Raw genomic sequence first — 26,528 nt, 5'->3', positions numbered from 1 at the left:
AGCTTATAACAAAGATAGGAGGGGAGAGCTACCAAGGGTGATTTGGTTTGTTATCAATTTATTATGAATTGAAGTAGCTTTCTGCCTTTTATAGGATTGTGAAATTCTATTTGGCTGGGACCTTAAATTCAAATCGATGAAAGCTTCCTCTTTAAATGTAGGCTCTTAAACAGGAATTAAAAGATTAAATATGGATAGTGGAGGCTAAAGGATAGTTACCGGTTTTCAAGACACGTTCCTGGGGCAAGAAAAGGAGGTTTATGGGACAAAGGTGCTTGCTTGAGATTATAAAAGAAACAAACCCAAAGGAGCAGGGTTTTATTGAGGAATAGATTAAAATAAATCATATGAAAGCGATCATTCTCCAAGGTACCTTAAAAAAAGAAGGCTTATCTAATACCCAAGCTTTGTCTGAGTTTTTAGCGGGTGTTTTCCAGAAACATGAGGTAAACTGTTCCATCATTAAATTGGTGGACTACAACATTCTGCCGGGTACCTATAGCAATATGGGTCCTGAAGATAAATGGCCTGACATTCTGAAACAGTTGCTTTCAGCTGATTTTATAGTGTTTGCTACTCCCATCTGGTGGAACAATCAATCTTCAGAGATTCAAAAAGTGATTGAGCGGTTAGATGAACTGCATGATGAAGTCCTAGCTGGAAAGCCATCGCGGCTAGAAGGGAAAGTAGGCGGTATTGTCATTACCGGCGACTCAGATGGGGCCCAGCACGTAATTGCAAATGTCAGTAATTTCTTCAATGCCATTGGAATTGCGTTGCCGCCTTATGCCACGCTCTCCGTGCTTTGGGAGAAACAAGCAAAAGGAGTAAAAACGAGCCGGGAAGAACTATTCAAAAAATATGAAGAAGACTATGCCAAGACTGCTGAAACCATGGTAAAACAAATGATAAAGTATTTGCCTAAGGTATAATGGGGATCAAATTATCACTACATAGGCAGAGGTATGCTCTTAACTTTTCGCTAAAAGAATTTAAAGCCAAAGATTACACTACACGGCTCTAATTACCATTCATATTCTGATTATAAAGGAAGTTGGTTGGCTTTGTAGACGCCTTTTCTTTTTCTACTCCCTTATTACCCTTTTTAGCTTAGTTTTCTTAAATTAACCTAAAACTAAGTATTGGTGGAGATATCCTTTAGAGGTAGTCCATCAGAAGGTGTTTTCAGCGTCTACTTTAGTAGAGCAAAGTTCTTTTTCAAAAAACCAGCCCGTATGAAAAAACTAGTAGGAATTACAGTATTTCTCTTTGGTGCTTTTTTGAATGTTTCTGCCCAAAATGACAATTACCGGAAAGAACTCCTCAACCTCGCCGATGCCTCTCGGCTTCCATTGTACCGGTCGGGCACAATGGAGCAACTATCCAGCTATGATAGAACCGGGGGCAATGATGATGGGTTTTCGGGTAAGTATTCTGCCATCCGGAAAGAACCTGAGGGCCTGGTGATGGCCGATCTGAAAGGCCCCGGGGTGGTTAACCGTATCTGGACGCCTACACCCGAGGCAGACACTGTTAAATTCTATTTTGACGGCGAGAAAACACCAAGAATCAGTATTCCCTTCATTAACCTGTTCAGCGGGAAACAACCTCCCTTTGTAGCCCCGCTGAGTGGCAGCCAGTTGGGAGGGTTCTATTGCTACCTGCCCATTCCCTACGAAAAATCATTGAAAATCATTTATACAGGGAAGAACCTACGGTTTCACCAAGTACAATACCGTACCCTTGATGAAAAAGAGAAAATGGGTACCTATTCTACCGAACTGGTAAGCCAGAACAAAGAGGCCTTAGAGAAAATCGCGGCAGCCTGGGCAAAGAAAACATCACCTCTGAGTTCCTACGGAGATAAAGTCAAGACCCAAAAGGTAAATGTGGTGCTGCGGAAAGGCGCGCAAGCCAACCTCTTCCAGATGAAAAAAGGGGGCCGCATTGTGGGGATTGAGCTCGGGGCCGGAAGCGACCTACTGCAGGCCTACCAAAAGGTATTGCTCACCGCCAAATGGGACAGTGAAAAAAAGAACGCGCTTGAGTTGCCCTTGCATAATTTCTTTGGGTTCGCGTTTGGTAAACCCGCCATGCAATCTATGCTCCTGGGGGCAGATAGAAACAAACTATATTCCTACTTACCAATGCCCGTTGACCGGTCAGCGGTATTGCAGTTGAAGTACGATCAGGCAAAAGCTGGGGACCCAGAGGAAATTCTCATCTCAGGCACCATTTATTATACCGAGGAGAAAAGAAACCCTGCCATTGAGGGCAAGCTTTATGCGCAGGTAAGAAGGGAATACAACATTCCTCAAGCCGTACCGCATTTGATAGCCAAGGTAAAAGGCAAAGGCCACTACATTGGCACCATCCTGCAAACCCAAGGGCTGGAAGAGGGCAGTACTTATTATTTTGAGGGAGATGACCGTGCTTTTTTGGATGGGAAATTAAGAATTCACGGCACCGGTTCAGAGGATTATTTCAACGGGGGTTGGTATGCCGTCACCGATAAGTGGGACCGAGGCCTGAGTTTGCCCATCCATGGAGCTTTGGCTTATGACCTCATGACATCCCGCACCGGAGGGTACCGGTTCTATCTTACCGACAAACTGAACTTCCAGGATTCGCTCCGGCTCACCATTGAGCACCAGCCGGAAGATAAAACCAACGTCAAAACAGATTACACCTCAGTCGGGTTATTTTACGCCGATAACCCGAATTTTGAAAACACCGACATCAGGATAGACGATAAAATCACCAAGTTACCCCAACGCCATAAATTAACGCCCCAGGGGATGGTCTACTCCCTTTACTGGCTCGCCTCCGCCGATTACCAGGATCCTTCCATTGTGTTTGGCTTGAAACCCTCCGATTCCTGGACTGCTAAAATTGACATTGATGCGGTGCCCGTAGTCCAGGTGTCCTTACAATGCTTAGACAATGGACGGTACAAGGTCTATGTAGAGCACGGCAAAACCCCGCAGGGAAGTCCCTTCAGTGTATGGCAGCGCTCTTCCCAAATCTCCGGCTGGATTCCCACCAACGTGGAAACCCCTGAGCAGGGAGGCAAAGTAGTCTATGCCGGGGAAATTGAGATCACCGATGAAATGAAAACCATCACCTTGCGTAAAAAACCTGCAGATGCTGCCTCTATCCGTGTTTTTAGCTTCCTTTTCGAAAAGATAGAGAAAACCAAGTAGCAGGTTGGTGCCATGTTCTTTTCTCAGGCATAGGCTCATTTCCAATTTAAACTACCTCTGCAAGGCTAGGTAATGTATGTTACTTAGTTTACCTAGCATCCTCCAAATACGGGGTGTATCAAATCCGTGCATTTTTACTGGGTAATTCCCCACATCAGTGAAGTAGTTTCGTGTACAAGTAGTTGAAGTCAAAAATTTTAATATTAGGTACAACATGGATGCCTCCTCTGAAATCCTGGTGTCCTTATTATTGAAAGATTTCGTTATCCTAATGGTTATCGCCAGCATTATCACCATTCCGGTTATGTACTTCTTTTTCACCCTTTTTTTGCCAATACCCAACATTACAGCATTGAGATAGGGTTTGTGGAGATATTTATCAGCCTGATGATCATGATGGTATTAGGACTCACCACAATTCTCTCCCAAACACTGAAAGCGGTTAATGCCAACCCGGTAGAGTACCTAAGAGCAGATTAACTTAATTGCAAGCAGGTAGTATATAAACTATCCCGGTACCTTCTAGAAGTTAAGAATAGAAAGAATATGAGTACTAGAGCAGAAAACCAACAAAAGAAGCAGCGCCAAAAAGAATTCAAGGAAAGAAAAGAAAACGAGGAGCGCCTTAAAGCTGCCGCAAAATTGGCCAAAAGCGAGGCCACTAAAGATGAGAAATGGCGAGAAAAGAGGCGCAGAACTGAAGATTAAACATGAGGAGGCAATTAGCTCATCATGTTCTTTCTTCAATTGATTCTAGTTCCAGATGTTATGAAAACATTTATTTAGGAGACCACCTTATAAATCAATTTCATACAGAACGTAGGAGGGAAATATTCTCCCCCTAGAGGTAGGAGAGGAATTTGAATTAACTACAAGATTCGCTTTTAGCTTATTATGTTCATTTACTTCCCAATGCAGAAAGTAAAAGAATGAGATAACTTGTTGAAAATAACTATATTACCTGTCAGTGTAAATCCACAAGGAACAAAAAGGGAACATTATAGGCTTTTCATCATTTAATTTAAGTCATGCTCATTTAAAAAGGAAAGTATTTTTCTAACATAAACTTAAAGACCATGATTGCATATTAAAACCCATCAGGAGAACAGAAGCCTCCTCTCGTTTTGGACAGTAAAGATATTGAGCCAGTGAATTTTTCTGGATATCCGCAAATGGTGCAAATTAGAAGTAAATCTCAAATAGATATCTATATTTTAATTTAATAAATCATCAAAAGTTTATAAAGACTTTAAAAGTTCAAGTTCTTCTAAACGACGATAATCAGGTAAGTTTTTTATGTCACAATAGTAATTCAATTCTTTAATGGCATCATCAAATTTGCCTGATTTTACTAATAAACGCGCCTTCTTAAGAATGTATTCATTATTAGGTTTGATTATATATAGATTTTCATAATCTAGTATTGCAGCATTATAATTGTTTAATTTTTCGTATATGTAAGCTCGATTTATATAATAATTTACTTTATTTTCTAATTCAATAGCATTAGTCGCATCTCTTAAAGCTAATTCGTATTGACCTTTTTCAGAATAAAGCAAAGATCTATTGTGTAAGGCTCCACTATAATTTTGAATTTCTAAGTATTTGCTATAATATATTATTGCATGATCAATTTCTTTAACTGAAGCATAGCAATATGCAAGTGTAAATAAGGAAATATCTTTATTGTTTTTGTATAAAATCTTATTTACTTCTAGTGCCTTGTCATACTGTTTAAGTTCTAGATATAGAGGAGATAAAAATTCGCACAACTCCAAATTTAAAGGTAAAATCTGAGTAATATTTTCAAGTAAATTCCTAAGTTTAGAGGAATAAGACAATTTGTTTTCTTTGAATTCACTCACAACATTAACCCAAAAAGGCAAGTAGTTCCAAAAAATATTATCTTCATCAAAAATTATTTCATCGAGATATCCAGTTCTCATTAAATATTCTATTTCTGAAATAATATAATTTACTGGTGGGTTGTAAGAAGAAAAAATATTAACAATCAAGCCTACAATGCTTAATTCAATATCATATTTTTTATTTATGTAACTGAATATGCTTTTTTGTTCAGTTTCATAGGCTCTAAATAGTGACCTGAATAAAATATAAGTTTTGTACCGGTTTGCGACACTTAATTTGTATTCATATTCATATTTATCAAATTTTACAATATAACCAATAGCTTGTATTAACCTATTCCATCTTTGTTCTAAATTGCTATGTTCAATATCAATGATAAGTAAATCTATGTATAAAGTGATTACTCTATGGTAAAATTTATAATTCATGAATGAGTATTGAATTACATAAGCCAATCTTTCGAATTCCTCTTCTGTAATATTATCAATTCTACTTTCTAAAGAATTTAAGAAAAAGTTCAAATCATATATGTCAAGCTTAAATCCAGACTTACCTTCAATCAAACTTTTTAAAGTAAGTTTTCTAGTAAATTTACTTTCTTCGTATTTAGGGTTGCACCAGGTGTAAGGATCGTGTGTTCCTAAAGTGAGTTTAAGAACATTTTCTATATCAAAATCATCAATTTCACTTATTCTGATATAATGGCTTAATACTTGTTCCTGGGAAGGATCATACTTCCAATTAGCATAAGAGTTGTTTATACTCCTAAAAGAATTTTGTGTGTCAATTGTGTATTTATATTGCTTTATAACAAATTGCTTGTCTTCATTTAAGGAAAGATTTAATTCATCTAAAATTTCTAATATAATTTTATGAATGGTTTGACAATCTGATTCAGATTTACAAAATACTCTTATGTCATCAGTAAGCCTTGCGTAACTTATATTACTTATAGTTGATAATTTTTTGTCTAATTTGGAGAGATATATATTCTGAACAAAATGATCGCACCAGCATCCAAAAGAAATATTATTAAAACATTTTTTAAAAGCATCTAAAAATTTATTCGATGATATTTTGTAATCATACTTAAGTATTGCAATAAATTTATGAATTGAGATACTGTTATAATAATCTTTTATATCTGCAATGTAAACCCACTCATAATCATTGCTTTCTATTTGCTGTTTCTGCCAAAGCCAAAAGGATTCATTGTAAAATTTAAAGGGGTCATATTCTTTGGTACTGATAGTAAAGTTATCATTTTTGCTTCCAAAAACATTTTCAGGTATTTTAACTTCCCTATATAAAATAATGGAGAAAAGGTATCTTATGGTGTAGCTTTCTAAATCGTAATATTCTAAGTACCTGTCTTGTACTCTATTTTTGGGTAAAGAAATTGAATAAGATTTATTTTGTTCAAATATGTTAGTATGAATTTTATTGAAAACTTTTAAAACCAAAAGATCTAAATCAACTTGTTTAATTTCATTTTTATCATAAAATTGGTCTAAAAATTTTCTAGAAGAAATTGCTAATTCTGCTGCAAATTTTATATTTTCTCGCTTCAGTAACTCGTTAAATATATCATATTGAGCAAGCAAATTGTTTGATATTTGAAGTTGCTTGTTGATAATATTTAATGAACGTGAATTGTATTTTGATATTCCTTTGTTATTCATAACAAACTAATAAATCTTCTTTATATTTTTTTAACTCTTCTTCCTTTATAGTGAAATACTTGTCCCAATCTCCTGCACTACTAACTATCATATAAGAATCACTTTTAAGTACTTTCATAAGATTCTTTTCTGCTTCTCTTATACATCTTCTTAATCTGAGTGTTTCTTTAAAAAGGTCTTCCTTTTCATTAAGATCCACATTTCTTAAAGAAAATATTCCATTCTCTAAATCATGTAGTATTTCTTTAACAGTAGTAATGTCATTCTTGTCATATGCTATTTTTAGTTCTATAAAGACTTGAGAAGCGACTTCAATATATCGTTCATCAACAAGATCTGGGTGACATAATTTACAAGCTGATTTGAAGTCGTTTTTCAATTCTTGCTTTTCTTGATCATTTAATTCTAGTGGATTGTTATTTTTGGAATTTTCATATGCTTCTCTGAATTCATTTAAATCTTCATTCGCCTTTTTAGTCTCATTTGTACCTTGAGATAACTTGGATTTTATAAGAAGAATTTCTATTATGATTTGACCTAACCTTTCATTGTACTTTGATTGAAATAAATTTATCAATTTCTCAATTTCTAATTTTTCATCTTCAACAGAATTCAATTGAATTCTTAAAGCACTTAATTCAATCCTAAGAGCAAATATTTCTGGATCATCAAACTTCTGTATTGCTCTTTTCTCTTGTAGAACTGAATCTATAGCTGATATTGCTTTATGTGGTTCATTGAGGTATAAACGTTTCAAATTATCTATTATAGTGTTAACCTCAGTTTGATTATTTTCATCTTTGTTTAATTTGTTAATTTGAATTTCAATTAAATCATTCTCCTCTAATAAAATAAGACTTTTAATTGCCTCTAACCTATTAAGTATTCTAGCCCAGTTTATTGGTAAATCTTGTTTGATATTTGCATTTATATTTTTGGCAAGATTTTCAAACTCTTTAACAAAATCTAATGCTAATTGTGAATCACCTTTGATTATTGTTATGCTTTCATGATTATATTTTGCTTTATTTGTCCAGTTGTAGGAACCACTTATTACTACACTACTATCTATAATACAAAATTTATTGTGCATTAACCTTTTAGTAGAAGAAGGCATTTTAAGAAGTAATCCCCCTTCTGTATCTAGTTCTTCAAAGAAAATTTCTGAATTTTGGTTAATTTCATCATCTACTATAATCACTTCTACTTTAATACCTTTTTTGCATAGTGATATCAGGGAATGAAATAGCTTCACATCCGTAAACCATGCTACAGCAAGGTGCACTGATTGTGAGGCTTCAGATAACTCAGATATTATTACTTCTCGTATATTTTCAAAGTGGGCTTTTGAATACATTTAAGATGTTTTTAAAAAGATAATACACTAATTAACATTCGTTAGATTTATAAAGATCAACAGCAATAATGTGTTACAATCATTCATTGATTGTTTTTATACAATTGATAAAAATTTTTTCTTATTAGTTTTATCTAATACATAGTACTCATTTTATTTATCAGATACATAAAAAATGTTTTTAGTACTTTAACATTCTCAACCTAATATATTTTTTTAAATTTTCTTAATAAAAACAACAAAAATATAATTAAGCCAAATTGATAGTTGTTAATTGGTATTGGTTATCAAGTAGTTAACTTACATTATGTTTTGTCTTGATCAAGTCTTAATAAAGACTCCTTTAAAAATGATTTGAAATTCTTATTTTTAACTTGTAGGATTTATCTTTTGTAGAGGTTACATTTTAATAATAGTGTATCAGCAATGTCTGAAAACAACAAGAAACAACTAGAACAACAACTTTGGAACATTGCCAATACGCTGAGAGGCAAAATGGACGCCGATGAGTTCCGGGATTATATATTAGGCTTTATCTTCTATAAGTACCTGTCTGAGAAGATGGAGCTGTACGCAAACAAAATCCTGACGGAGGACGGCCTTACCTACCATGACATTGACGAGGCCACCGAGGAAGGACAGGAGTACCTGGAGGCCATCAAGGAAGAGGCGGTGCATAGCCTGGGCTATTTCCTGAAGCCGTCTGAGCTGTTCAGTGAGATGGCGAAGAAAGGCAACTCAGAGAACAAGGAGGAAGGCACCAGCAACTTTATTCTGGATGAACTCACGCAGGTGCTCAAGCACATTGAGCAGAGCACTATGGGCACCGAGAGCGAGGATGACTTCAACAAGCTGTTCGAGGATTTGGATTTGACCTCTACCAAGCTGGGCCGTACCGAGGCCGCCAAGAACGACCTCATTGCCAAAGTGCTGGGCCACCTGGACAAGATTGACTTCAAGCTGCAAGACACCGAGGCTGATGTGCTGGGCGATGCCTATGAATACCTGATTGGGCAGTTCGCGAGTGGAGCGGGCAAGAAGGCCGGGGAGTTTTACACGCCGCAAGAAGTGTCTAAGGTGCTGGCCAAGCTGGTAACCTCGGGCAAGACCAAGCTGAAATCTGTCTATGACCCTACCTGCGGCTCGGGCTCGCTTTTGCTGCGCGTGGCCAAAGAAGTGCAGGAGGTTTCCAAGTTCTACGGACAGGAGTTGAACCGCACCACCTACAACCTGGCCCGCATGAACATGATTCTGCATGATGTGCACTTCCAGAAGTTTGACATCCGGCAGGATGATACGCTGGAGCACCCGCAGCACCTGGGGCAGGAGTTTGAAGCCATTGTGGCCAATCCGCCGTTCTCGGCGCAGTGGAGTGCCAACCCCTTGCACATGTCTGACGACCGCTTCAGCCAGTACGGCAAGCTGGCTCCAAGTTCCAAAGCTGATTTTGCCTTTGTGCAGCACATGGTGCACCACCTAGCCGAGAACGGAACCATGGCGGTGGTATTGCCGCACGGCGTGCTGTTCAGGGGCGGGGCCGAAGCGCACATCCGACAGTACCTCATTGAAGACCGCAACTACTTAGATGCCGTGATTGGTTTGCCTTCAAACATTTTCTATGGCACAGGTATTCCTACCTGTATTTTGGTGTTCAAGAAATGTCGTGAGCAGGCCGACAATATTCTTTTCATGGATGCCAGCCAACATTGTGGCAGGGATAAAACGCAAAACTACTTGCGTCCAGAGGATATTAACAAAATCATTACAACTTACCGCGAGCGCAGTCCTGAAGCCAAGTACAGTTATCTTGCTCTACTTAGCGAAGTGAAGGAGAATGACTTTAATCTGAACATACCACGTTACGTGGACACCTTTTCTGAGGAAGAAGCGGTAGACTTGCAGGAAGTTGCTATTGCGCTGTCCAAATTAGAAGAAGAAATAAAGGAAACAGACAACGCTATTGCTGCTTTTTGTGAAGAACTCGGTATAGCTAAACCTTTTTAAGCTATGGAAGCAGAACTAGTTGAATTAGAAACATCGGTGACGAATGTACCAGCCTTACGATTTTTTGGTTTTATCAATAAATGGGAAACTAAAAGGTTGGGTGAAGTTGCAAACTTTTTAGACGGAAGACGAAAGCCTATCAAAGAAAGTGATAGGTCGAAAATGAAAGGATGCTATCCATATTATGGAGCTTCTGGTATCATAGATTATGTTAATGATTTTATATTTGATGAGGAGTTAATTCTATTAGGAGAAGATGGAGAAAATATTATTTCCAGGAAATTACCTCTTGCATTTAGAGTGTCTGGAAAATGCTGGATAAATAATCATGCTCATGTAATTAGTCCAAAGCGTGATATAGATATTGATTTTCTTACTATTAGTTTGGAAAGAGTATCATACGTTAAATATAATACTGGTACTGCTCAACCAAAACTTAATCAAGAAGTTTGTAAAGGAATTACTTTGAATTTTCCTTCCCTTACTGAGCAAACTAAAATAGCTTCTTTCATTACAGCAGTTGATGCTAAAATTCAGCAGCTTGCCAAGAGAAAACACCTTTTACAGATTTATAAAAAAGGAGTTATGCAGCAAATCTTCTCCCAGAAGATTCGGTTTAAAGATGAAAATGGCAAAGATTTTCCAGAGTGGGAAGTTAAGAAGCTTGGAGAGGTAACAAAGTTGTTTTCCAAAAGGAATAAAAATTTGATAGATGCTAAAGTCTATTCTGTAACGAATTCTCATGGCTTTGTTTTACAATCAGACCACTTTAGTAAAGTGGTGGCCGGAGATGATTTAAGCGGTTATAAAATTATTAAAAGGAATGATTTTGCATATAATCCCGCAAGAATAAATGTCGGTTCTATTGCTCATTTCAAAGACGATATAGGTATCATTAGTTCACTTTATGTTTGCTTCTCTGCAAACTCGGAACTCAATGATGATTTCCTATTATACACACTTCAATTAGAATCGACTAAATTTAAGATTAATACTTTTGGAGAAGGTGGTGTTAGGATTTATTTATGGTACCCTTTGTTTTCATTGATAAAAATTCAATTGCCTTCATTAGGCGAGCAGAAAAAAATTGTTGAATTTCTTTCTGCAATTGACAAGAAAATAGAATTCGTAAATAAACAACTTGAACAAGCTAAGCAATTCAAAAAAGGCTTGTTGCAGCAGATGTTTGTTTAATACGCCAATTCAATACCATGGGAACACAACCTGAGCAGGTACTGGAAGATAATTTGGTAAAGCAGTTGCAGGAACTGGGCTATGCCTTTGTCGCCATCAAAGATGAAGCCGCTTTACTGAAGAACCTGAAAAGCCAATTGGAGAAGCACAACCAAATAACCCTCACCGAAAAGGAGTTCGGGCGTGTGCTCAACCATCTGAACAAGGGTGGCGTGTTTGACCGGGCCAAAATCCTGCGAGACAAGATGCAGCTCACCAAAGACAACGGCGAGAGCATCTACCTGGAGTTTATCCAGCAGGAACACTGGTGCCAAAACCAGTTCCAGGTAACGCAGCAGGTAAGCATGGAGGGCGCGTACAAAAACCGCTATGACGTCACGCTGCTGGTAAACGGCCTGCCTTTGGTGCAGATAGAGCTCAAGCGCCGGGGCCTGGAACTGAAGGAGGCGTTCAACCAGATAAACCGCTACCAGCGGCACTCGTTCGGCTCCAGCCACGCCCTGTTCCAGTACGTGCAGTTGTTTGTCATCAGCAACGGGGTCAATACCAAGTACTACGCCAACAACAAGCACCAGACCTTTAAGCAGACCTTCTACTGGGCAGACAAAGAAAACAAGCTCATCACCCAGCTGGAGGCCTTCACCAAAGCCTTCCTGGAGCCTTGCCACCTGTCTAAAATGGTGACCAAGTACATAGTGCTCAATGAAACGCACAAGGTGCTCATGGTGCTCAGGCCCTACCAGTACTACGCCACCGAGGCCATCATTGACCGCGTGAAGAACACCGACAAGAACGGCTACATCTGGCATACCACCGGCTCGGGCAAAACTCTTACCTCGTTCAAGGCCAGCCAGATTCTCATGCAGCTGCCCAAGGTGCACAAGGTAGTGTTTGTGGTAGACCGCAAAGACCTTGATTTCCAGACCAGCAAGGAGTTCAACAGCTTCTCGGCGGGCAGCGTAGACGGCACAGATGACACCAGGGCACTGGTGAACCAGCTTTCGGGTAACACCAAGCTTATTGTCACCACCATCCAGAAGCTCAACACGGCCATCAGTAAACTGCGGTTTTTGCCTAAAATGGAAAAACTACAGCAAGAACGCATTGTCTTCATCTTTGACGAGTGCCACCGCAGCCAGTTCGGGGAGACCCATAACCGCATTAAGAAGTTCTTCCCCAAGGCGCAGCTATTCGGGTTCACCGGCACGCCCATCTTCGCCGAGAACGCCGTCAAGAACGAGCTGGGCAAGCGCACCACTAAAGAACTCTTTGATGAGTGCCTGCACAAGTATCTTATTACCGATGCCATCAAAGACGAGAACGTGCTCAAGTTCAGTGTGGAGTACATTGGCCGCTACAAAGAAAAGGAAGGCAGCAAAACCGACATTGACATTGAGGTAAAGGACATAGACACCAAAGAACTGCTGGAGAGTGAGCAGCGCCTGCAAAAGATAACGGATTACATTCTGGAGAACCACGCCCGCAAAACGCACAGCGGCAGCCTAACCGGTCTGTTCTGCGTGAGCAGCGTAGACGTGCTCATCCGCTACTATGAGCTATTCAAAAAGCGTAAAGACGAAGGCAAACACAATCTCAAAATAGCCACCATCTTCAGCTTCACCGATAACGAGGAAGACAAAGGAGCCAACGGCATCTTACCAACCTATGAAGACGATGAACTGCTGGTTGCCGCTGACCCGCCCGTTGCTTACAACACCCACAGCCACTCCCGCGAGAAGCTGGACGCGTTCATCTCTGATTACAACGCCCTGTTCAATACCAAGTTCTCCACCAAAGACAGCCAGAGTTTCTACAACTACTACAATGACATCTCTAAGCGGGTAAAGAGCAAAGAGATTGACATTCTGCTGGTGGTGAACATGTACCTGACCGGCTTTGACAGTCCGCCGCTCAACACGCTCTACGTAGACAAGAACCTGAAATACCACGGGCTTATTCAGGCGTTCAGCCGCACAAACCGCCTGTACACTGAGCAGAAGTCGCAGGGCAATATAGTAGTATTCCGCAACCTCAAACAAGCCACCGATGATGCCATTGCGCTTTTCTCCAACAAAGAAGCCAAGGACATTATCATCATGGAGCCTTATGAAGACTACGTGACCAAGTTCAATGATGCCTGTCTAGACTTGCTGAAAATAGCGCCCACCGTGAAAAGCGTAGATTCTCTGGTGGACGAAGAACAAGAGCTGGAATTTGTGAAAGCCTTCCGGGAGCTCATGCGTCTCAAGAACGTGCTCACCACCTTCGCAGACTTCAGCTTTGAAGACCTGTCCATGGCCGTGCAGCGCTTTGAGGACTACAAGAGCAAGTACCTTGACCTCTATGACAAAGTAAAAACCGGCACCGGCAAAGAGAAGGAATCCATACTGAACGATGTAGACTTTGAATTGGAACTCATTCACCGTGATGAAATCAACGTCTCCTACATTCTCAAGCTACTAGCCAAACTGAACGGCGCTACGCCAGATGACCAGAAGAAGCAGAAGAAAGCCATCCTTGATATGCTTACCGGAGAAGCCACGCTCCGCAGCAAACGCGAGCTTATTCAGAAATTCATAGAAGAGAACCTGCCCCACATAGAAGACGCAGACGAAGTACCAGAAGCCTTTGAAAACTTCTGGGCCCAGGAACAGCAAAAAGCCTTAGCTGCTATCAGCAAAGATGAAAAGCTTGACCCCATGAAGTTGCAGGCCTTGCTGGGCAATTACCTGTTCACGGAGCGCAAGCCGCTGCGGGATGAGGTGATTGATATGGTGGAAGTAAAACCCAAGATTCTGGAGAGAAAAGCGGTTTATGAAAGGGTACTGGATAAGGTGGTTGGGTATGTAGACACGTTCATCAATGGTATGGGGGCAAGGATCTAAATCTTGCCTTAAACCATTTAATTTATTGTTTTACTGAAAGTTGTTTTGTCCTAAATGAGAAATGGATGGTTTAGATGGTATCATACGGCCTAGTTTTTTTAGTATAAGTATGTTCTTCTAAACCCTTTAACAATTTTTAAATCTCTAAGCTTCCAACGTTACTTTCCACTCAATCATTATGACATGAGCTCCTTTAGTTTTTTCTTTAAACTGAGACTCCGTAAACCCCTTGGCTAAGTTGGAAAGCGCAAAATTATTTCTATCTCCTAAGGAGTAAGAGCCATCTAGCTCTTTAAAAACTATCCAGGGGCGGCTCTCGATCATGACTGCCTGTCGTAATGCAGGAGCTGCGTCTTCTATTGAAGTTTTCCCCTTTAGAACTTGGTATAATAGTTTTCTACTATTTCTCATAACTTCAGAATTCTCTTTCGAAAGCTTCGCTTATTCTATCATAGGTTTCTTTTGAGATGAAATTCACCTCCACCAGTTTAAGCGGGTTTTGTTCTTTCACCCCAGCAATAATGGCTTCTGCATTATTTCTTGGTATAGAACCGAATTTGAAACAATCATTAGGTTCTATTTTTATATAAGTTCCTTCAAGTTCTCCCATCTCTATAATCGTGACTTGTATGGGAGGAAATACCTCCTTTATGGGTACACCATCAAGTACTTTCTTTAAAGCCTCAATTTTTTCCTCCCTTTTCATATCACTAATCTACCTTTGAAAGAAGTTCTAAAATCATTTCATTAAGCTGATCATCCGTAAGGGCGTCAAGCTTATTCTTTAGTTCACCAGAGTGTTCTACCGCTTTAAGAGTGGGCAGACCGAAAGCTAATAATTTAGTGTAGAACAGTAGTTTTTCCTTTGGTTCTAATTTTTTGAAATCTTCCTGCATCAAATCGAAGTTATCGTTCAGGAAAGTGTTTACTCGTTCTCTTAAGCCCTTTGTTACCTTATTAGGAATACCAGGCTTTCTTCCGTTAGGGTTATTTGTCATTCCTTTTTTTAGTCCCATGTTTTTGCTGTTTTTTGTTGTTTACAAAATTTGTTTGTTGCAACTATATCAGAAGACAACATGTATTTCTTTGTTTAAACTAGGAGGTTCAAAATCAAATCTTTTCGAATAACTTCGATAAGATTTAGGTAGCCGTGGATAAGTAATTTTCTACTATGAGGGACTTAAACCGGTAAAGCCTTTCAAGATGCGGACGTACAGATTTACCTCCATTATTTGCATTGATACAGGAAAGGTGCGAGCTAATGAACTTTGAGGTGTCACTAATCTTAGCCCATGGGTAAAGGTAAATTGGTCCAGGTGGGAGTGTAGCACTGGTAAAGAATTGCACAAGTTCCTCTATATTCCAAAGTTCTGTCTCCTTCATTGCATAGATTCCTGACCTAAGAGTAACTTTTTGGTCATCTAAATTGGAGGGAATAACTGTTACTTTTTCCTTATTAGCATTTATATTAGAAAAGCAGGGTTTCTCTATTGTGGGTATTGATTTTGGCTTTTCAAAAACTTCTACCGAGATAAAGTCTTTGTAATCAAATTTCAATAGGTAGTCTACTAAGTCAAGTCCTTTATTCTTCTCTTCTTCCGTACTATTAAGCTCAAGAAAATCTGAAACGTAAAAGGTAGCCAAGTAAAATAATTTTTTTGCTTTTTGGCTCCAATCATCAAAAGCTTTCAGATCAGGAAACAGACAGACTTTTCTGCCTTTTATTGCTTCTAGTCTTCCAGGGTTATTAGCGCTGAAGTTACTTTTACTACCAACGGCCAGCCATAAGAATTCAGGAAAGTAAACGCTTGCGATAATGGCTGTTTTAGGTGCTTCAACAATTGCCACTGGTTTATTTGAGTATCGGTTTAACAGGTGTTCACCAAACAGGCAAGGCCAGCATTCAGGATTCTCCAAGTAAGCCACAAGCCAAGAGGGTTGTTTTTCAGTGCAGTACTTCCTGCTAAACTTGAATTCAAGGTGCTTGTGTATCCATCCAGTTTTGCTTTGCTTAATACCTTCATTGTCTAAGTAGCTACTTGTGTGCCCATTTTCCTCAAAGTGCTTTACTTGGCCAGCTCTTACTCTTCCTTCTTTGTCCCTTATCCAAAAGATAGCGGCGCCAGGCCAGCGCTCGTTACAGGTTCCGATATCGTATAACTCTATGAGATTTTTAGTTATATCCATTCCGAACATGTAGACTAGATACTTTATGAAGGTATTGTCCTCGTAACCAATCCGGCAACTCTCTACATAGGCATGATCTATGAATGAAGGTTTCTTTTGGGGATCAGGCTTTCTTATTACCCTTTTATTAATTACAGGTGTTTCTTCAGGATTGCTCTCGAAGTACTCCCTTGGTGTATAATGGTATGCACAGTTGTTTTCACTATTACATCGGCCTACTTGGTCTGCTAAATACTCATTAGTATCAGTGTTGATGTATCGGGTAAACTGTTTCTTTGAGCCACAGGAAGGGCAGGCGTGTCGGGTTCCTTTGCCGTTGCCGTATGCCTGTAGCTTATAGGTATGGTTTTGCATGGACCTAGTGCTTTGAAGTGAGAATAAGAGAGATGATAAAGCAAAAGCGCTCCTGTTCCGTAATTGGAACGGAACATGATTAGCCTTCTAGTTGCCATTTATCCAGCGGTAGACCGTGGTTGATTTGGTGGTGGTGCCGAAAACAGCCTGTGAAATCTCGCGGTAGTTCACTCCTTGGGAATGAAGCTCTAAGCATTTCTTTTTCTGATTTATTTTCTCCTTATCCTTTTCCAAGTTGGAGTCCGCATCTACCTCCCTTGGCTTGGGAAGTTTCCAGTACACTGAAATGGCATGTATTTTAAGTATGTCTACAATCCGAAGAGCATTTTCAAAGTCTTGGTCAGAGCAGACTATAATACCAGGGATACTGCCATCCTCAAAGGCCCTTAGTGTGCTTAATTGCATTGCGATCCGAAAGCAAATAAGGCCTAAGCGGTTGATGGTTCCTCCTAATGTCGGGCTTACAAACTCCCGCAGTTCATCTTTCTGCTCCTGGAACACCTTTAAAAATTTCTCCTCTTGGTGGGATTGCAGTTCAAAATAGATAGGGCTGGAGACTTTGATTAGATAAGAGTAAATCTTATAGAATTCGGCCCCTAAGTCAGAAAAGTAGCTTGAGTAGTTGTTCTTTCTTTTATCAAAGACGTTTTTGAACTCTGGGCTCGGTTCAAGGCAGTAGTAAATAAACCGGCTGTAAAGACCATTTTCTATTGATGGTATTAGTTTTGGGAGCTGGTCATAGGTACAGGACAAAAGAACTGAGACACAAGGCGTATTTATCTCTACATCCTCATTGTTGGCGCGTCTGTAATAACTGATAGGTTCATGGCCGAACGCTTTACGGAGAACATCTGAGAAATTACCATAATCCTGTTTCAAGGCATCTGCCAGGGTGTCTGCCTCTGCCTCGAAGATTATGCCCCTGCCGCCATTTTCCTGCAATAGCTGAATAATTGCTGTTTTGCTACTGTTGGCGGATATGAAGAGTTTTTCATGAGGCGGTGCTATTGGCTCATCTGGCTGCTCAGTTATCTTTCCAATCTCAAAAAGCTTCTGAGACTTTTTATATTTTGCCATTTCCTTCCTGTACTCATTTTCAAGCTCTTTAGACCTCTCCAGTTTTTCCTGGTGGATAAGTTCTATAGCTTTGCGGGAGTGCATGAGGCCGCTTTTACCTTCACCGTAATTTCCCAACAGAAGCACATAGAGATTAGCCTCGTATACATTTCCTCCATAGTTGCCTTTCACATTTGGCAGGATTCCGCTGATATTACCTAATGCACCCACCAAATAAACCTCGCGCTCTTTCTCATCTGAGAAGATCTCGCAAGATTGTCTAAGGATGGATGGCAGGTTATGATAAACCTCAGATGAAAACTTGTTTAAGGGAGTTCGGTTGTTCTGTTCCAAGAACGGAACAGTTACAATCCTTTGGGTATTGTCTAACGCCCATCCTATTGATTTGTCAATTTCAGCCTTTATGCTGGTTGGGCTAATTGGTTGTTCAATAGAAATTGGTATATATTTAACTTGTGCTTCAGACAAGTCATTTTCGGAGGTGTAAAATGGCTGGTCCATTATTTCGCACCTCCTTTTCTTTGGCCCTTACTTCTTAGATAAGAAGTAGTTGCAGGTAGTTTTGCTTCAGCAGCCTCTTTTCTACCTCCCTTTAACCAAGCCGTAAGTTCTTGCTCAGAGAAGTACAGCCGCTTGCCTCTCTTCATGTAAACAATCTCATTTCGGCTTACAAGGCTATAAATAGTAGGGGTGGCCAGGCTGAGAAATTCCGCGGCTTGTGCTACTGTAAGGAGCCTGTCATTCTGAGGGGCTGCTGCTTGTGTAGCAACCTCAGAGAAGTAGGCCACCAACTCCTGTCTGAACAGTTGCCGTATCTCTGGAACTGATAATTGTGTTAATACTAAAGCTTCCATCGCGTCAATAGTTTAGTGAACTAATGACACAAAAGAATCTAAAAAGCAGAGGGTAAATAGTGTATACCGGGTATGTACCGGGGTTACGAATATTGTAGTTTATCTAAATCATTTAAGGCTAACCTTTGTGCATTAGGGAATCCATCAAGAAGCTTAATTACAGTTTCCAATTCTTTCAATGTTGCGGGGCGGTAATTTTTGCCTTTAGGGTTTATAGAACACCAGGCCTCATATCTTTTTTGGCCGCCTGCATCTAAAGCCATTTTCCTATTTAAAGGTTGCTCTACCCTTACTTTAACTTTATACTCATGTGCAATAACCATTTCTCTGTGGTTAGCATTAATAACCTTGTCTCTGTTTAATAGATAATTGATAAACCTTTCGCCAAGCAATATCAAATTATCATCTCTAGTATCACTTTTAAAAGGTCTATTATTTTTGTATAGCTCTATAAGTGATTGAGTATGGTTTATTAATTCAGTTTTTAAGTATGTATGGGCTTCTGGTGTGTTTTCTAGTTTTTTTGTTTGAGATTCTCTTTCGTATATCTCTTGAAAGTCCGCTTCTGACTCCGCTTGCCTTTTTAAATTAGTCTGTAGGTAGTCAATGAAATAGACAGCAGTCCCATCTTTATTTGTGAAGGTTCCATCTGGATGTAAGCAAAGAACCTCTAAACAGTATTGGCAATAGACTTTCTTATTGCTTACAGGGTCAGTATAAACAGTTACATCGTTAAATGAAGCCACAATAGGTTCCTTGCTGTAGGTTTCAAATCCAGGATACCCATATTTAGGATGGTAAATATTGCAGTTAATTGGACTATCAGTTTCAATATCATGCAAGAACGCATTCTTAATTAGTACATTCTCTTTTTTAACCTGCAATAGGTCAACTAGCAATAAACTATCATGAAAGTCCTTACCAAGGCTGTTGAATATTTCCTGTATGTCCATAGTTATATATTAAATAACTTAATCTTACCAGCTGCCTCCTGTTTGGCCTTATCCATAACCTTTGCATATATCTGGGTTGTCTTCAATTCACGGTGTCCCAAGAGCTTTGAAACCGTATAGATGTCTGTACCCATGGAAAGCTGGAGCGTGGCGTAGGTGTGCCGGAAACAGTGGAAAGTTATGTACTTAGTGATGCCTGCTTCTTTTACCCAATCTCTCAAAGTTTCCAGCAACGCATTGGAGTAGACTAAGCCCTCAAATATCTTTCCGGTACCACGTTCACCAAGTAGTGAAACAGCTTGCTCAGAGATGGGCAAAGTCTCTGTTCCCTTCGTCTTTTTCTGTCTGAATCTAATAGAGTAACCATCTGCCTCACTCTTCTGAATCTCTGGCCAGGTAAGTTTCTCAATATCGGAGAAGCGTAGGCCAGTAAGAGCTGAGAAGAGAGCGGCCTTCCTGATTAGAGGATCTGGACATGTAGTACTTGCTAAGGCTTGTAGCTCCTCAAGTGTCAAGAACTGCCTTTCTGTTTCTTGTTGTTTGATGCTCTTGGCATTCTTATCTAGGTCAACCAATAGGTGCCCTTGTTTATAGGCTTCTTTTAATGCTGCTTTGAATTTGTTGTAATATGATACAGCCGTATTCTGAGCGATGGTCTGCTTTACTTTGCCCCGTTGGCTTTTAGCAGTCATAAGGTATTCCTTAAAGCCATCGCACTCCTGCAAATTCAAGTCCTTCATAGGAAAGGATTCACCGAAATAATCAGTGATGAAGTTTAAGGCACCGTTCCAGTTTCCAAGGTTTCCGTTTTCCCTTTTTTCGGCCATCTTACGCATAAATGCCACAAAATCAGTTTCCCTTTCCTTTGCTGTCATGAAGCCCAATTGTCCAGCTTGAACCTCAATCTGTCTCTGAGCACGTAGGTTCTCGGCTAGTGCCTTAGTCTCTTTATTATGGGTGCGCTCCAGGGTTGTCTTAGGCTTTGTGAAGTAATAGAGGCCGGTGTACTCAAAGCGGGTTGGCTTGCCAGTGGTAGGATGGGGAATAGGAGGGTAGTAGTCAAGGCGGACGCTCTCACGATTATCCTTCATTTCTTTTGTGCGCAACTTAACCTTGGTGATCTTCATGGCAGTTAATTAAAAAGGCTGTCGATATCTGTGCGTCTTAGAAGGGTCTTTCTCTCTGAAAGCTTTACTGCTTTTAAAGTGCCTTTCTCTATCATGTTATAAACTGTTTGCCTGGAAGAGTTCAGGAGGATGGCAACGTCTTTTATTGTTAGGAACTCCTTAGCTTTCAGGTCTTCCATTGGCCGGGCTTTTACCTGGGCTGTCTCTTTATGACTAGCTTCAACTTTCGCCTCCTTTTGCCGTGCTTTATACAGTTTCTTTGCACAGTTATCGCTACAACATTTTGTAACGGTGGTTTTTGCCTCAAACTCTTTCCCACATTGCTGGCATATTCGCTGTATCCTAATGTTTGAACTCATGTGCTATAGAGGTAATTAAAAGGTATTAAGGATGGTTAAGGTTAGATAAGTCAAGTAATTTCTCTATTACTCAATCTAATTTGTTCCTTCTACTTATGAATGTACATAAAAGGAACAAACTTTGCAATATGTAAACAGATAACAACGATAAATAAAAATATAGTTAGCATAAAAAAAGGCCTCTATATGAGGCCCTTAAGTTGTTTGTGATAGTATTTTAGTTATGCATGTTTTGTGCTCCTACTTTCCGATGCAGAATTTGGTAAAGATGTTATCTAGCAAATCATCTGTGGTGATCTCTCCGGTAATCTCACCAAGATAGAATAGACAACGCCGGATATCAGCTGCCAGCCAGTCTCCAGTAAGGCCACCATCCAATCCTTTTAAAACCTCTTGTAAAGCTTCGGATGTTTTCTGAAGGCTTTGAAAGTGCCGAAGGTTAGTAACAATTGTGCGGTCACCTGTCATCGCTTCATTGGCGTGAACTTGCTCAAGTAGCTCTTGTTTCAAATCTTCCAAGCCATCTTTTGTACCCGCAGAGATGAACACGCTATTTTGTAGATTTTTAAAAGCCGAGAGTTGGTCTTCAGTAGCCAAGTCCATTTTGTTCCCAATAAAAATGGAGGGAACCTGGGGCAGGTTTAAGGCTGAAATTTCTTCCTGAAGCTCTTCCGTAGAGGTGGAGGAAAGATCAAAGAGGTACAACACCAAGGCGGCTTTTTGCAACTGTTCTTTGGTTCTGGCCACACCAATGGCTTCCACTTTATCCTGGGTTTCTCGCAGACCTGCTGTATCTATAAACCGGAAACGGATGCCGCTTATGATGGCTTCGTCTTCAATCACATCGCGGGTGGTGCCGGGTATATCAGAGACAATCGCTTTCTCTTCGTTCAAAAGAGCGTTGAGCAGGGTAGATTTACCGGCATTAGGTTTCCCGGCGATGACGGTGGGCACTCCGTTTTTCAGTACGTTGCCCATTTCGAAGGACTGGAGCAGATCGGTGATGAGGCGCTGGAGGGAGGAGATCAACCTGCGAAGGGCATCCCGGTCGGCAAACTCCACGTCTTCCTCGCTGAAGTCCAGTTCCAGTTCAATCATGGATGCGAAATGTATCAGCTGTGCTCTAAGGGCTTTTATTTCCTGTGAGAACCCGCCGCGCATCTGTTTCATGGCCACTTGGTGGGTGAGGGCTGAATCAGAGGCAATCAGGTCGGCCACGGCCTCGGCCTGGGCTAAATCAAATTGACCGTTCAGGAAGGCGCGTTTAGTGAATTCGCCCGGTTCTGCCAGGCGGGCACCTTTGCGAAGTAACAGCTTGATGATTTGCTCGGTAATGTAAGGCGATCCGTGGCAGGAAACCTCTATGACATCTTCCTTGGTGTAGGAATTAGGGCCTTTGAAAAGCGACACCACCACCTCATCCAAGATTTTATCCTCCTCACGAATAGTCCCAAAATGCAGCGTATGCGAGGGTTGGTTTTGAAGATTCTTGCCTTTAAAAACGCTTTGTACGATGGGAATAGCCTCAGGACCGGAAAGCCTGATGACTGCAATGGCTCCGTGCCCGGCGGCAGTGGACAAAGCCACAATGGTATCTTTGGAAAGAACGGAAGGTATCAATGTATTTACTCCTAAGTAATCAGCCGTTTAGGGGCTATTTTTCCGAAAGGTACGACAAAGCGCGCAGAAAATCTTTGGGTGGTATATAGCCGGGTACCCGCTCCATCACTTGCTGCTTCTCGTTAAGAAAGACCGTTGAGGGATAACTCATTTGTCCATTCAACAGTGAAAGTGCCAGCTCATGGGCCCGGTACTTCTCCAGGTACTTGTAGGTTTTGCCTTGAATGGTGATAGGCTGCCGCTGCTCGGCATTCATTTTTACCACATAGAAGCTTTGGTTCAACTTCCGGACAACCTCGGGGTTCTGGTACACCTGCTTGTCCATTTTCTTGCACCAGCCGCACCAGTCTGTGTACACATCCACCAAAATTTTACGGGGTTTGGTTTTATTCTTTTGCAGGGCTTGCTCTAAGGTTAACCACTGGAGTTCTTCGGCGGGGGCAGTTATATTGTTTAATGCAAACGAATTCACTAGTGGGGTAGGTGAACTGAAAAGAACGGCAAATGCGGTAAACAGTATTAAAAGTAAGTGCATGTGAAGCTGAAAGTAACTGCTGCTACAAGGCTTTTAACCAAACGGTAGGTTCTTGTAAAACAGCCTTCATAGTATACGAAAAGAGAGAGCAACTATTGTGTCATTTTAGGCCCACTTTCCAATTCCTTAAAGGAATTGAGAAATTCTTTTCCTAAAGGTACTTTTCTGTTTAAACCCTATTTTACCGAAACAAGACCCCAAACACTTTAGGCATTTGCCAGAGCTGCGGGTTTGCGCCTCCGGGATAGAAGCCCATGGGTAGGGGAGAAGACAAATGACATCAAAAACTGCAGCCCAATTATCACTGAGATGGCGCCCGCGACCGAGCCATTCAACCATAAAGCCAGGTAAAAACCTGCCGTTGAAGCAACAATCCCGAGGACGGCAGAAATAAAGAGCATTTTTTTGAGGTCATCGGTAAGAAGGTAGGCAGTAGCGGGCGGACCCACCATTAGTGCTACCACCAAAATAGCACCCACCGATTCAAAAGCCGCCACCGTGGTCAAGGATACGGCTCCCATCAGGAGGTAATACCACAATGAGGTAGATATGCCAATGGCCGCTGCGAAAGCAGGATCAAAGGAGGTGAGGTATAATTGTTTGTAGAACAAGCTGATAAATAATAGCAGAAGCAGCAAAACTCCACCTATGATCCAGACGGTGCGCGGACCCAGGTTCTGGCCGGTTTCGGTGAGCCAAATGTCCAGAGGCACGTAGGCGATCTCGCCGTAAAGCACGCAATCCTGATCCAAGTCTACTTTTCCGGCAAACACTGAGATTAAGATTATGCCCAGCGCAAATAGCCAGGTGAAGGTAACTCCAATGGAGGCATCGGCTTGTACATTAGCTTTCTTGTGGAAGAACTCAATAAGGAAAGTACAGGCAACGCCCAGGGTGGCCGCTCCCAGCAACATAGTCCAAACTTCCCTAGTGCCACTGAACAGGAAGGCCAGCACTATGCCCGGGAGAACAGCGTGGGAGATGGCGTCGCCAACCATGGCCATTCGTCTAAGAATAAGGAAGCAGCCTAACAGACTGCAGCAAATGGCCACCAGTGAGCCGGTAAGGATAATCCAGAAGGCATCTATGTTCATGGCTGTTGCGGAATTGAAGTGTGGTGCGGATCGGTGGTAGGATAGTTGAGCAGCTCTTCCAGTTGTTTCTCCAGTTCGGGGGTGAGCACGTGTTCAATGGACTCTGCATCTTCGTGCACGTGGTCAGAGGCCAACTGTAGGTATTGGGTAAGGTACAATTCCCACAGGCGGTGCAGCCGAACTACTCTTTGGGCCTCTTTTTTGCCACTCGGGGTTAAAGCCCAACCCTGGGCACTTTTCTTCACCAGTCCTTGCTTGCATAAAACTTGTAAGCTGTTCTTCATCCGCTGCAAAGGCTGTTGCCGCCGTTCTATAATCTGTTGTTTAGAATAACTGGTTTCGTACTCGCCTTTGACTTCGCCCAGGTGGAAGAGGGTCTTCAAAATGTTCTCGCGGGACATCTGGCGGCGAATCCGTCTCTGCAGCAGGTAGCGGGCCAGCAATCCTTTTTTAGGGGCCATGATGAACGAGAAAATAGCCAGTAAAGACAGCAGCATCACAATCCAGGGGCCGGTGGGCATGGCAGGGGCGGTAAAGGACACAAAGGCGCCAGCGGCCCCGCAGAAAGCGCTCATCAAAGCGGCAATGATGATCATGAAGCCCAATCTATCGGTCCAGAAGCGGGCAGCGGCGGCAGGGGTGATCAGCATGGCCGACATTAACACGACCCCTACAGACTGAATTCCTACCACTACTGCCAAAACTGTAAGGGTGGTAAGCAATAGTTCCAGGCTGCGCACTGGTAACCCGATGGTGCGGGCATACGCCAGGTCAAAGGATAGTAGTTTGAATTCTTTGTACAGCAACAGAACGCTTACCAGCAGCAGGACCGCCACTGCTCCGAAGGTGATCAAGTCCTGGCCTACCAGTGCCGCGGCACTCCCGAAGAGGAACTTGTCTAATCCGCTTTGGTTCTCGTTTCCTGAATGTTGAATGGAGGTGAGAAACAGAATACCAACTCCAAAAAACACGGAAAGCACCAAGCCTATGGCCGTATCTTCCTTGATGCGACTTTTGGCGGTAATAACATCAATTACTATGAGTGAAAGCCATCCCGTCAAAAAGGACCCTAGCAGGAGGATCAAAGGGTTTTTCTCACCGGTCAAAATAAAGGCCAGGCAGACTCCGGGCAAAACAGCGTGCGCCACGGCATCACCTACCAGGGCCCTTTTGCGGAGAACGGTGAAACAACCCACGACGGCAGAACTGGCAGCGAGTAGCACCGATCCGATGGTCACAAACCGCACGTTGGCGTCTGACATGCTCAGGAAATCCCACAAGGTATTCATTTGCGGGTTGGTTTGGTTTCTCTGATAGGGAAGTTCTGCTTTTGAAGCAATTCACTTACCCTGCTAAGCTCGGTTAAGCGGCCTCCGTAGGTTTTCTCCAGCAGGGCAGGGGTTAAGGTCTGGTCGGTAGGGCCAGAAGCCACCAGGCGCATGTTGAGCAGGATAATCCAGTCAAAATAATCCTGCGCGGATTGGAGGTCATGGTGTACCACCACAACGGTTTTACCGGTATCCCGCATCTGGCGTAATAGTTCTATGATGGCAGTTTCGGTGGCGATGTCTACCCCCGCAAAGGGTTCATCCATAAGGTACAGATCGGCATCCTGGGCCAAGGCCCGGGAAAGGAATACCCGTTGTTGCTGCCCTCCAGAAAGTTGAGAGATCTGCCGATGAGCAAAATCCTGCATGCCTACTTTCTCCAGGGCTTCCATGGCTTTTTGCCGCTCCTTAGCCCCCGGCCGCCGGAATAAACCCAGTTGGCTGTAAGTGCCCATCATAGCCACATCTAAGGCTGAAGCCGGAAAATCCCAATCTACCGATTCGCGTTGGGGCACATAGCTCACTCTTTTGCGCACCTCCTCCAAGGGTTTCCCAAACAGCTCCACAAAACCGCTGTTCAACGGCAATAAACCCATGATGGCTTTGATCAGGGTCGATTTTCCGGCCCCATTGGGCCCGATTATCCCCACCAAAGCCTGTTTGGGTAAGGTCAGGTCTACATCCCACAGCACCGGTTTCCGCTGGTAGCTTACCGTAAGATCATGCACTTCTAAAACCGGATCGGTCACGTGTTGTATCATGGGTTGTTTATGAAAGTAACCTTAAGTATCTATTTGCCTTGATTTATATAAACCGCTGTAGAAAAGGAAAATGTAAGAACTTGAG

General features: G+C 41.7%; 21 protein-coding genes. 5 read left to right on the top strand and 16 right to left on the bottom strand.

Annotation, left to right across the window (positions count from 1 at the left end; all coding sequences use genetic code 11):
• Nucleotides 1-347 precede the first annotated feature (347 nt).
• On the top strand, nt 348-932 hold the full coding sequence (locus ACW9SV_RS13210) for a flavodoxin family protein (protein WP_479557237.1): 585 nt from the start codon (nt 348-350) through the stop codon (nt 930-932).
• A gap of 303 nt (nt 933-1,235) precedes the next feature.
• Nucleotides 1,236-3,203: a glycoside hydrolase family 172 protein gene (locus ACW9SV_RS13205; RefSeq protein ID WP_479557236.1), complete on the top strand. Its 1,968-nt coding sequence runs from the start codon at nt 1,236-1,238 to the stop codon at nt 3,201-3,203.
• A 1,238-nt stretch (nt 3,204-4,441) separates the two neighbouring features.
• Here ACW9SV_RS13205 and ACW9SV_RS13200 read toward each other — a convergent pair.
• A complete protein-coding gene (locus ACW9SV_RS13200; protein ID WP_479557235.1) occupies nt 4,442-6,754 on the bottom strand; it encodes a reverse transcriptase domain-containing protein in 2,313 nt (770 codons plus the stop codon).
• Nucleotides 6,747-8,111, bottom strand: a complete 1,365-nt coding sequence (locus ACW9SV_RS13195) for a phospholipase D-like domain-containing protein (RefSeq protein WP_479557234.1) — start codon at nt 8,109-8,111, stop codon at nt 6,747-6,749. The genes ACW9SV_RS13200 and ACW9SV_RS13195 overlap by 8 nt, the downstream gene beginning before the upstream one ends.
• Nucleotides 8,112-8,537: 426 nt before the next feature.
• Between ACW9SV_RS13195 and ACW9SV_RS13190 the strand changes: the two genes are divergently transcribed.
• From ACW9SV_RS13190 to ACW9SV_RS13180, 3 genes are read left to right on the top strand one after another with little or no spacing between them, the layout of a single operon-like run.
• On the top strand, nt 8,538-10,115 hold the full coding sequence (locus ACW9SV_RS13190) for a type I restriction-modification system subunit M (RefSeq protein WP_479557233.1): 1,578 nt from the start codon (nt 8,538-8,540) through the stop codon (nt 10,113-10,115).
• Nucleotides 10,116-10,118: 3 nt separating this feature from the next.
• A complete protein-coding gene (locus tag ACW9SV_RS13185) occupies nt 10,119-11,309 on the top strand; it encodes a restriction endonuclease subunit S (protein WP_479557232.1) in 1,191 nt (396 codons plus the stop codon).
• Between the two features lie 17 nt (nt 11,310-11,326).
• Nucleotides 11,327-14,194 carry a type I restriction endonuclease subunit R gene (locus tag ACW9SV_RS13180; RefSeq protein ID WP_479557231.1) on the top strand — a complete coding sequence of 956 codons (2,868 nt, stop codon included), beginning with the start codon at nt 11,327-11,329 and terminating at the stop codon, nt 14,192-14,194.
• Between the two features lie 144 nt (nt 14,195-14,338).
• On the opposite strand, the gene ACW9SV_RS13175 is transcribed toward ACW9SV_RS13180, so the two are convergent.
• From ACW9SV_RS13175 to ACW9SV_RS13110, 14 genes are all read right to left on the bottom strand, one after another.
• Nucleotides 14,339-14,605 carry a hypothetical protein gene (locus ACW9SV_RS13175; RefSeq protein WP_479557230.1) on the bottom strand — a complete coding sequence of 89 codons (267 nt, stop codon included), beginning with the start codon at nt 14,603-14,605 and terminating at the stop codon, nt 14,339-14,341.
• Nucleotides 14,606-14,609: 4 nt separating this feature from the next.
• Nucleotides 14,610-14,900 carry a hypothetical protein gene (locus ACW9SV_RS13170; protein WP_479557229.1) on the bottom strand — a complete coding sequence of 97 codons (291 nt, stop codon included), beginning with the start codon at nt 14,898-14,900 and terminating at the stop codon, nt 14,610-14,612.
• Between the two features lie 4 nt (nt 14,901-14,904).
• Nucleotides 14,905-15,210, bottom strand: coding sequence for a hypothetical protein (locus ACW9SV_RS13165; RefSeq protein WP_479557228.1), 306 nt, complete (start codon nt 15,208-15,210; stop codon nt 14,905-14,907).
• Between the two features lie 124 nt (nt 15,211-15,334).
• The gene (locus ACW9SV_RS13160; protein ID WP_479557227.1) at nt 15,335-16,735 is read right to left on the bottom strand and encodes a DUF6965 family protein; all 1,401 of its coding nucleotides are present in this window, start codon (nt 16,733-16,735) and stop codon (nt 15,335-15,337) included.
• Between the two features lie 87 nt (nt 16,736-16,822).
• Nucleotides 16,823-18,313: a DUF3987 domain-containing protein gene (locus tag ACW9SV_RS13155; RefSeq protein ID WP_479557226.1), complete on the bottom strand. Its 1,491-nt coding sequence runs from the start codon at nt 18,311-18,313 to the stop codon at nt 16,823-16,825.
• Nucleotides 18,313-18,666, bottom strand: coding sequence for a helix-turn-helix domain-containing protein (locus ACW9SV_RS13150; protein ID WP_479557225.1), 354 nt, complete (start codon nt 18,664-18,666; stop codon nt 18,313-18,315). The genes ACW9SV_RS13155 and ACW9SV_RS13150 overlap by 1 nt, the downstream gene beginning before the upstream one ends.
• A gap of 83 nt (nt 18,667-18,749) precedes the next feature.
• Nucleotides 18,750-19,619: a hypothetical protein gene (locus tag ACW9SV_RS13145; RefSeq protein ID WP_479557224.1), complete on the bottom strand. Its 870-nt coding sequence runs from the start codon at nt 19,617-19,619 to the stop codon at nt 18,750-18,752.
• Nucleotides 19,620-19,621: 2 nt separating this feature from the next.
• Nucleotides 19,622-20,746, bottom strand: coding sequence for a tyrosine-type recombinase/integrase (locus ACW9SV_RS13140; protein WP_479557223.1), 1,125 nt, complete (start codon nt 20,744-20,746; stop codon nt 19,622-19,624).
• Nucleotides 20,747-20,751: 5 nt separating this feature from the next.
• On the bottom strand, nt 20,752-21,105 hold the full coding sequence (locus ACW9SV_RS13135; protein ID WP_479557222.1) for a helix-turn-helix transcriptional regulator: 354 nt from the start codon (nt 21,103-21,105) through the stop codon (nt 20,752-20,754).
• A gap of 240 nt (nt 21,106-21,345) precedes the next feature.
• The gene (gene mnmE / locus ACW9SV_RS13130; protein WP_479557221.1) at nt 21,346-22,725 is read right to left on the bottom strand and encodes a tRNA uridine-5-carboxymethylaminomethyl(34) synthesis GTPase MnmE; all 1,380 of its coding nucleotides are present in this window, start codon (nt 22,723-22,725) and stop codon (nt 21,346-21,348) included.
• 34 nt (nt 22,726-22,759) lie between these two features.
• Nucleotides 22,760-23,260, bottom strand: a complete 501-nt coding sequence (locus ACW9SV_RS13125) for a thioredoxin family protein (RefSeq protein WP_479557220.1) — start codon at nt 23,258-23,260, stop codon at nt 22,760-22,762.
• A gap of 206 nt (nt 23,261-23,466) precedes the next feature.
• The gene (locus tag ACW9SV_RS13120) at nt 23,467-24,348 is read right to left on the bottom strand and encodes a metal ABC transporter permease (RefSeq protein WP_479557385.1); all 882 of its coding nucleotides are present in this window, start codon (nt 24,346-24,348) and stop codon (nt 23,467-23,469) included.
• A gap of 2 nt (nt 24,349-24,350) precedes the next feature.
• Nucleotides 24,351-25,643, bottom strand: coding sequence for a metal ABC transporter permease (locus ACW9SV_RS13115; RefSeq protein WP_479557219.1), 1,293 nt, complete (start codon nt 25,641-25,643; stop codon nt 24,351-24,353).
• A complete protein-coding gene (locus tag ACW9SV_RS13110; RefSeq protein ID WP_479557218.1) occupies nt 25,640-26,443 on the bottom strand; it encodes a metal ABC transporter ATP-binding protein in 804 nt (267 codons plus the stop codon). The genes ACW9SV_RS13115 and ACW9SV_RS13110 overlap by 4 nt, the downstream gene beginning before the upstream one ends.
• Nucleotides 26,444-26,528 lie beyond the last annotated feature (85 nt).

The organism is Rufibacter sp. JT20002 (genome assembly GCF_056491185.1).
This window is presented reverse-complemented; position numbering and strand designations above follow the sequence as displayed.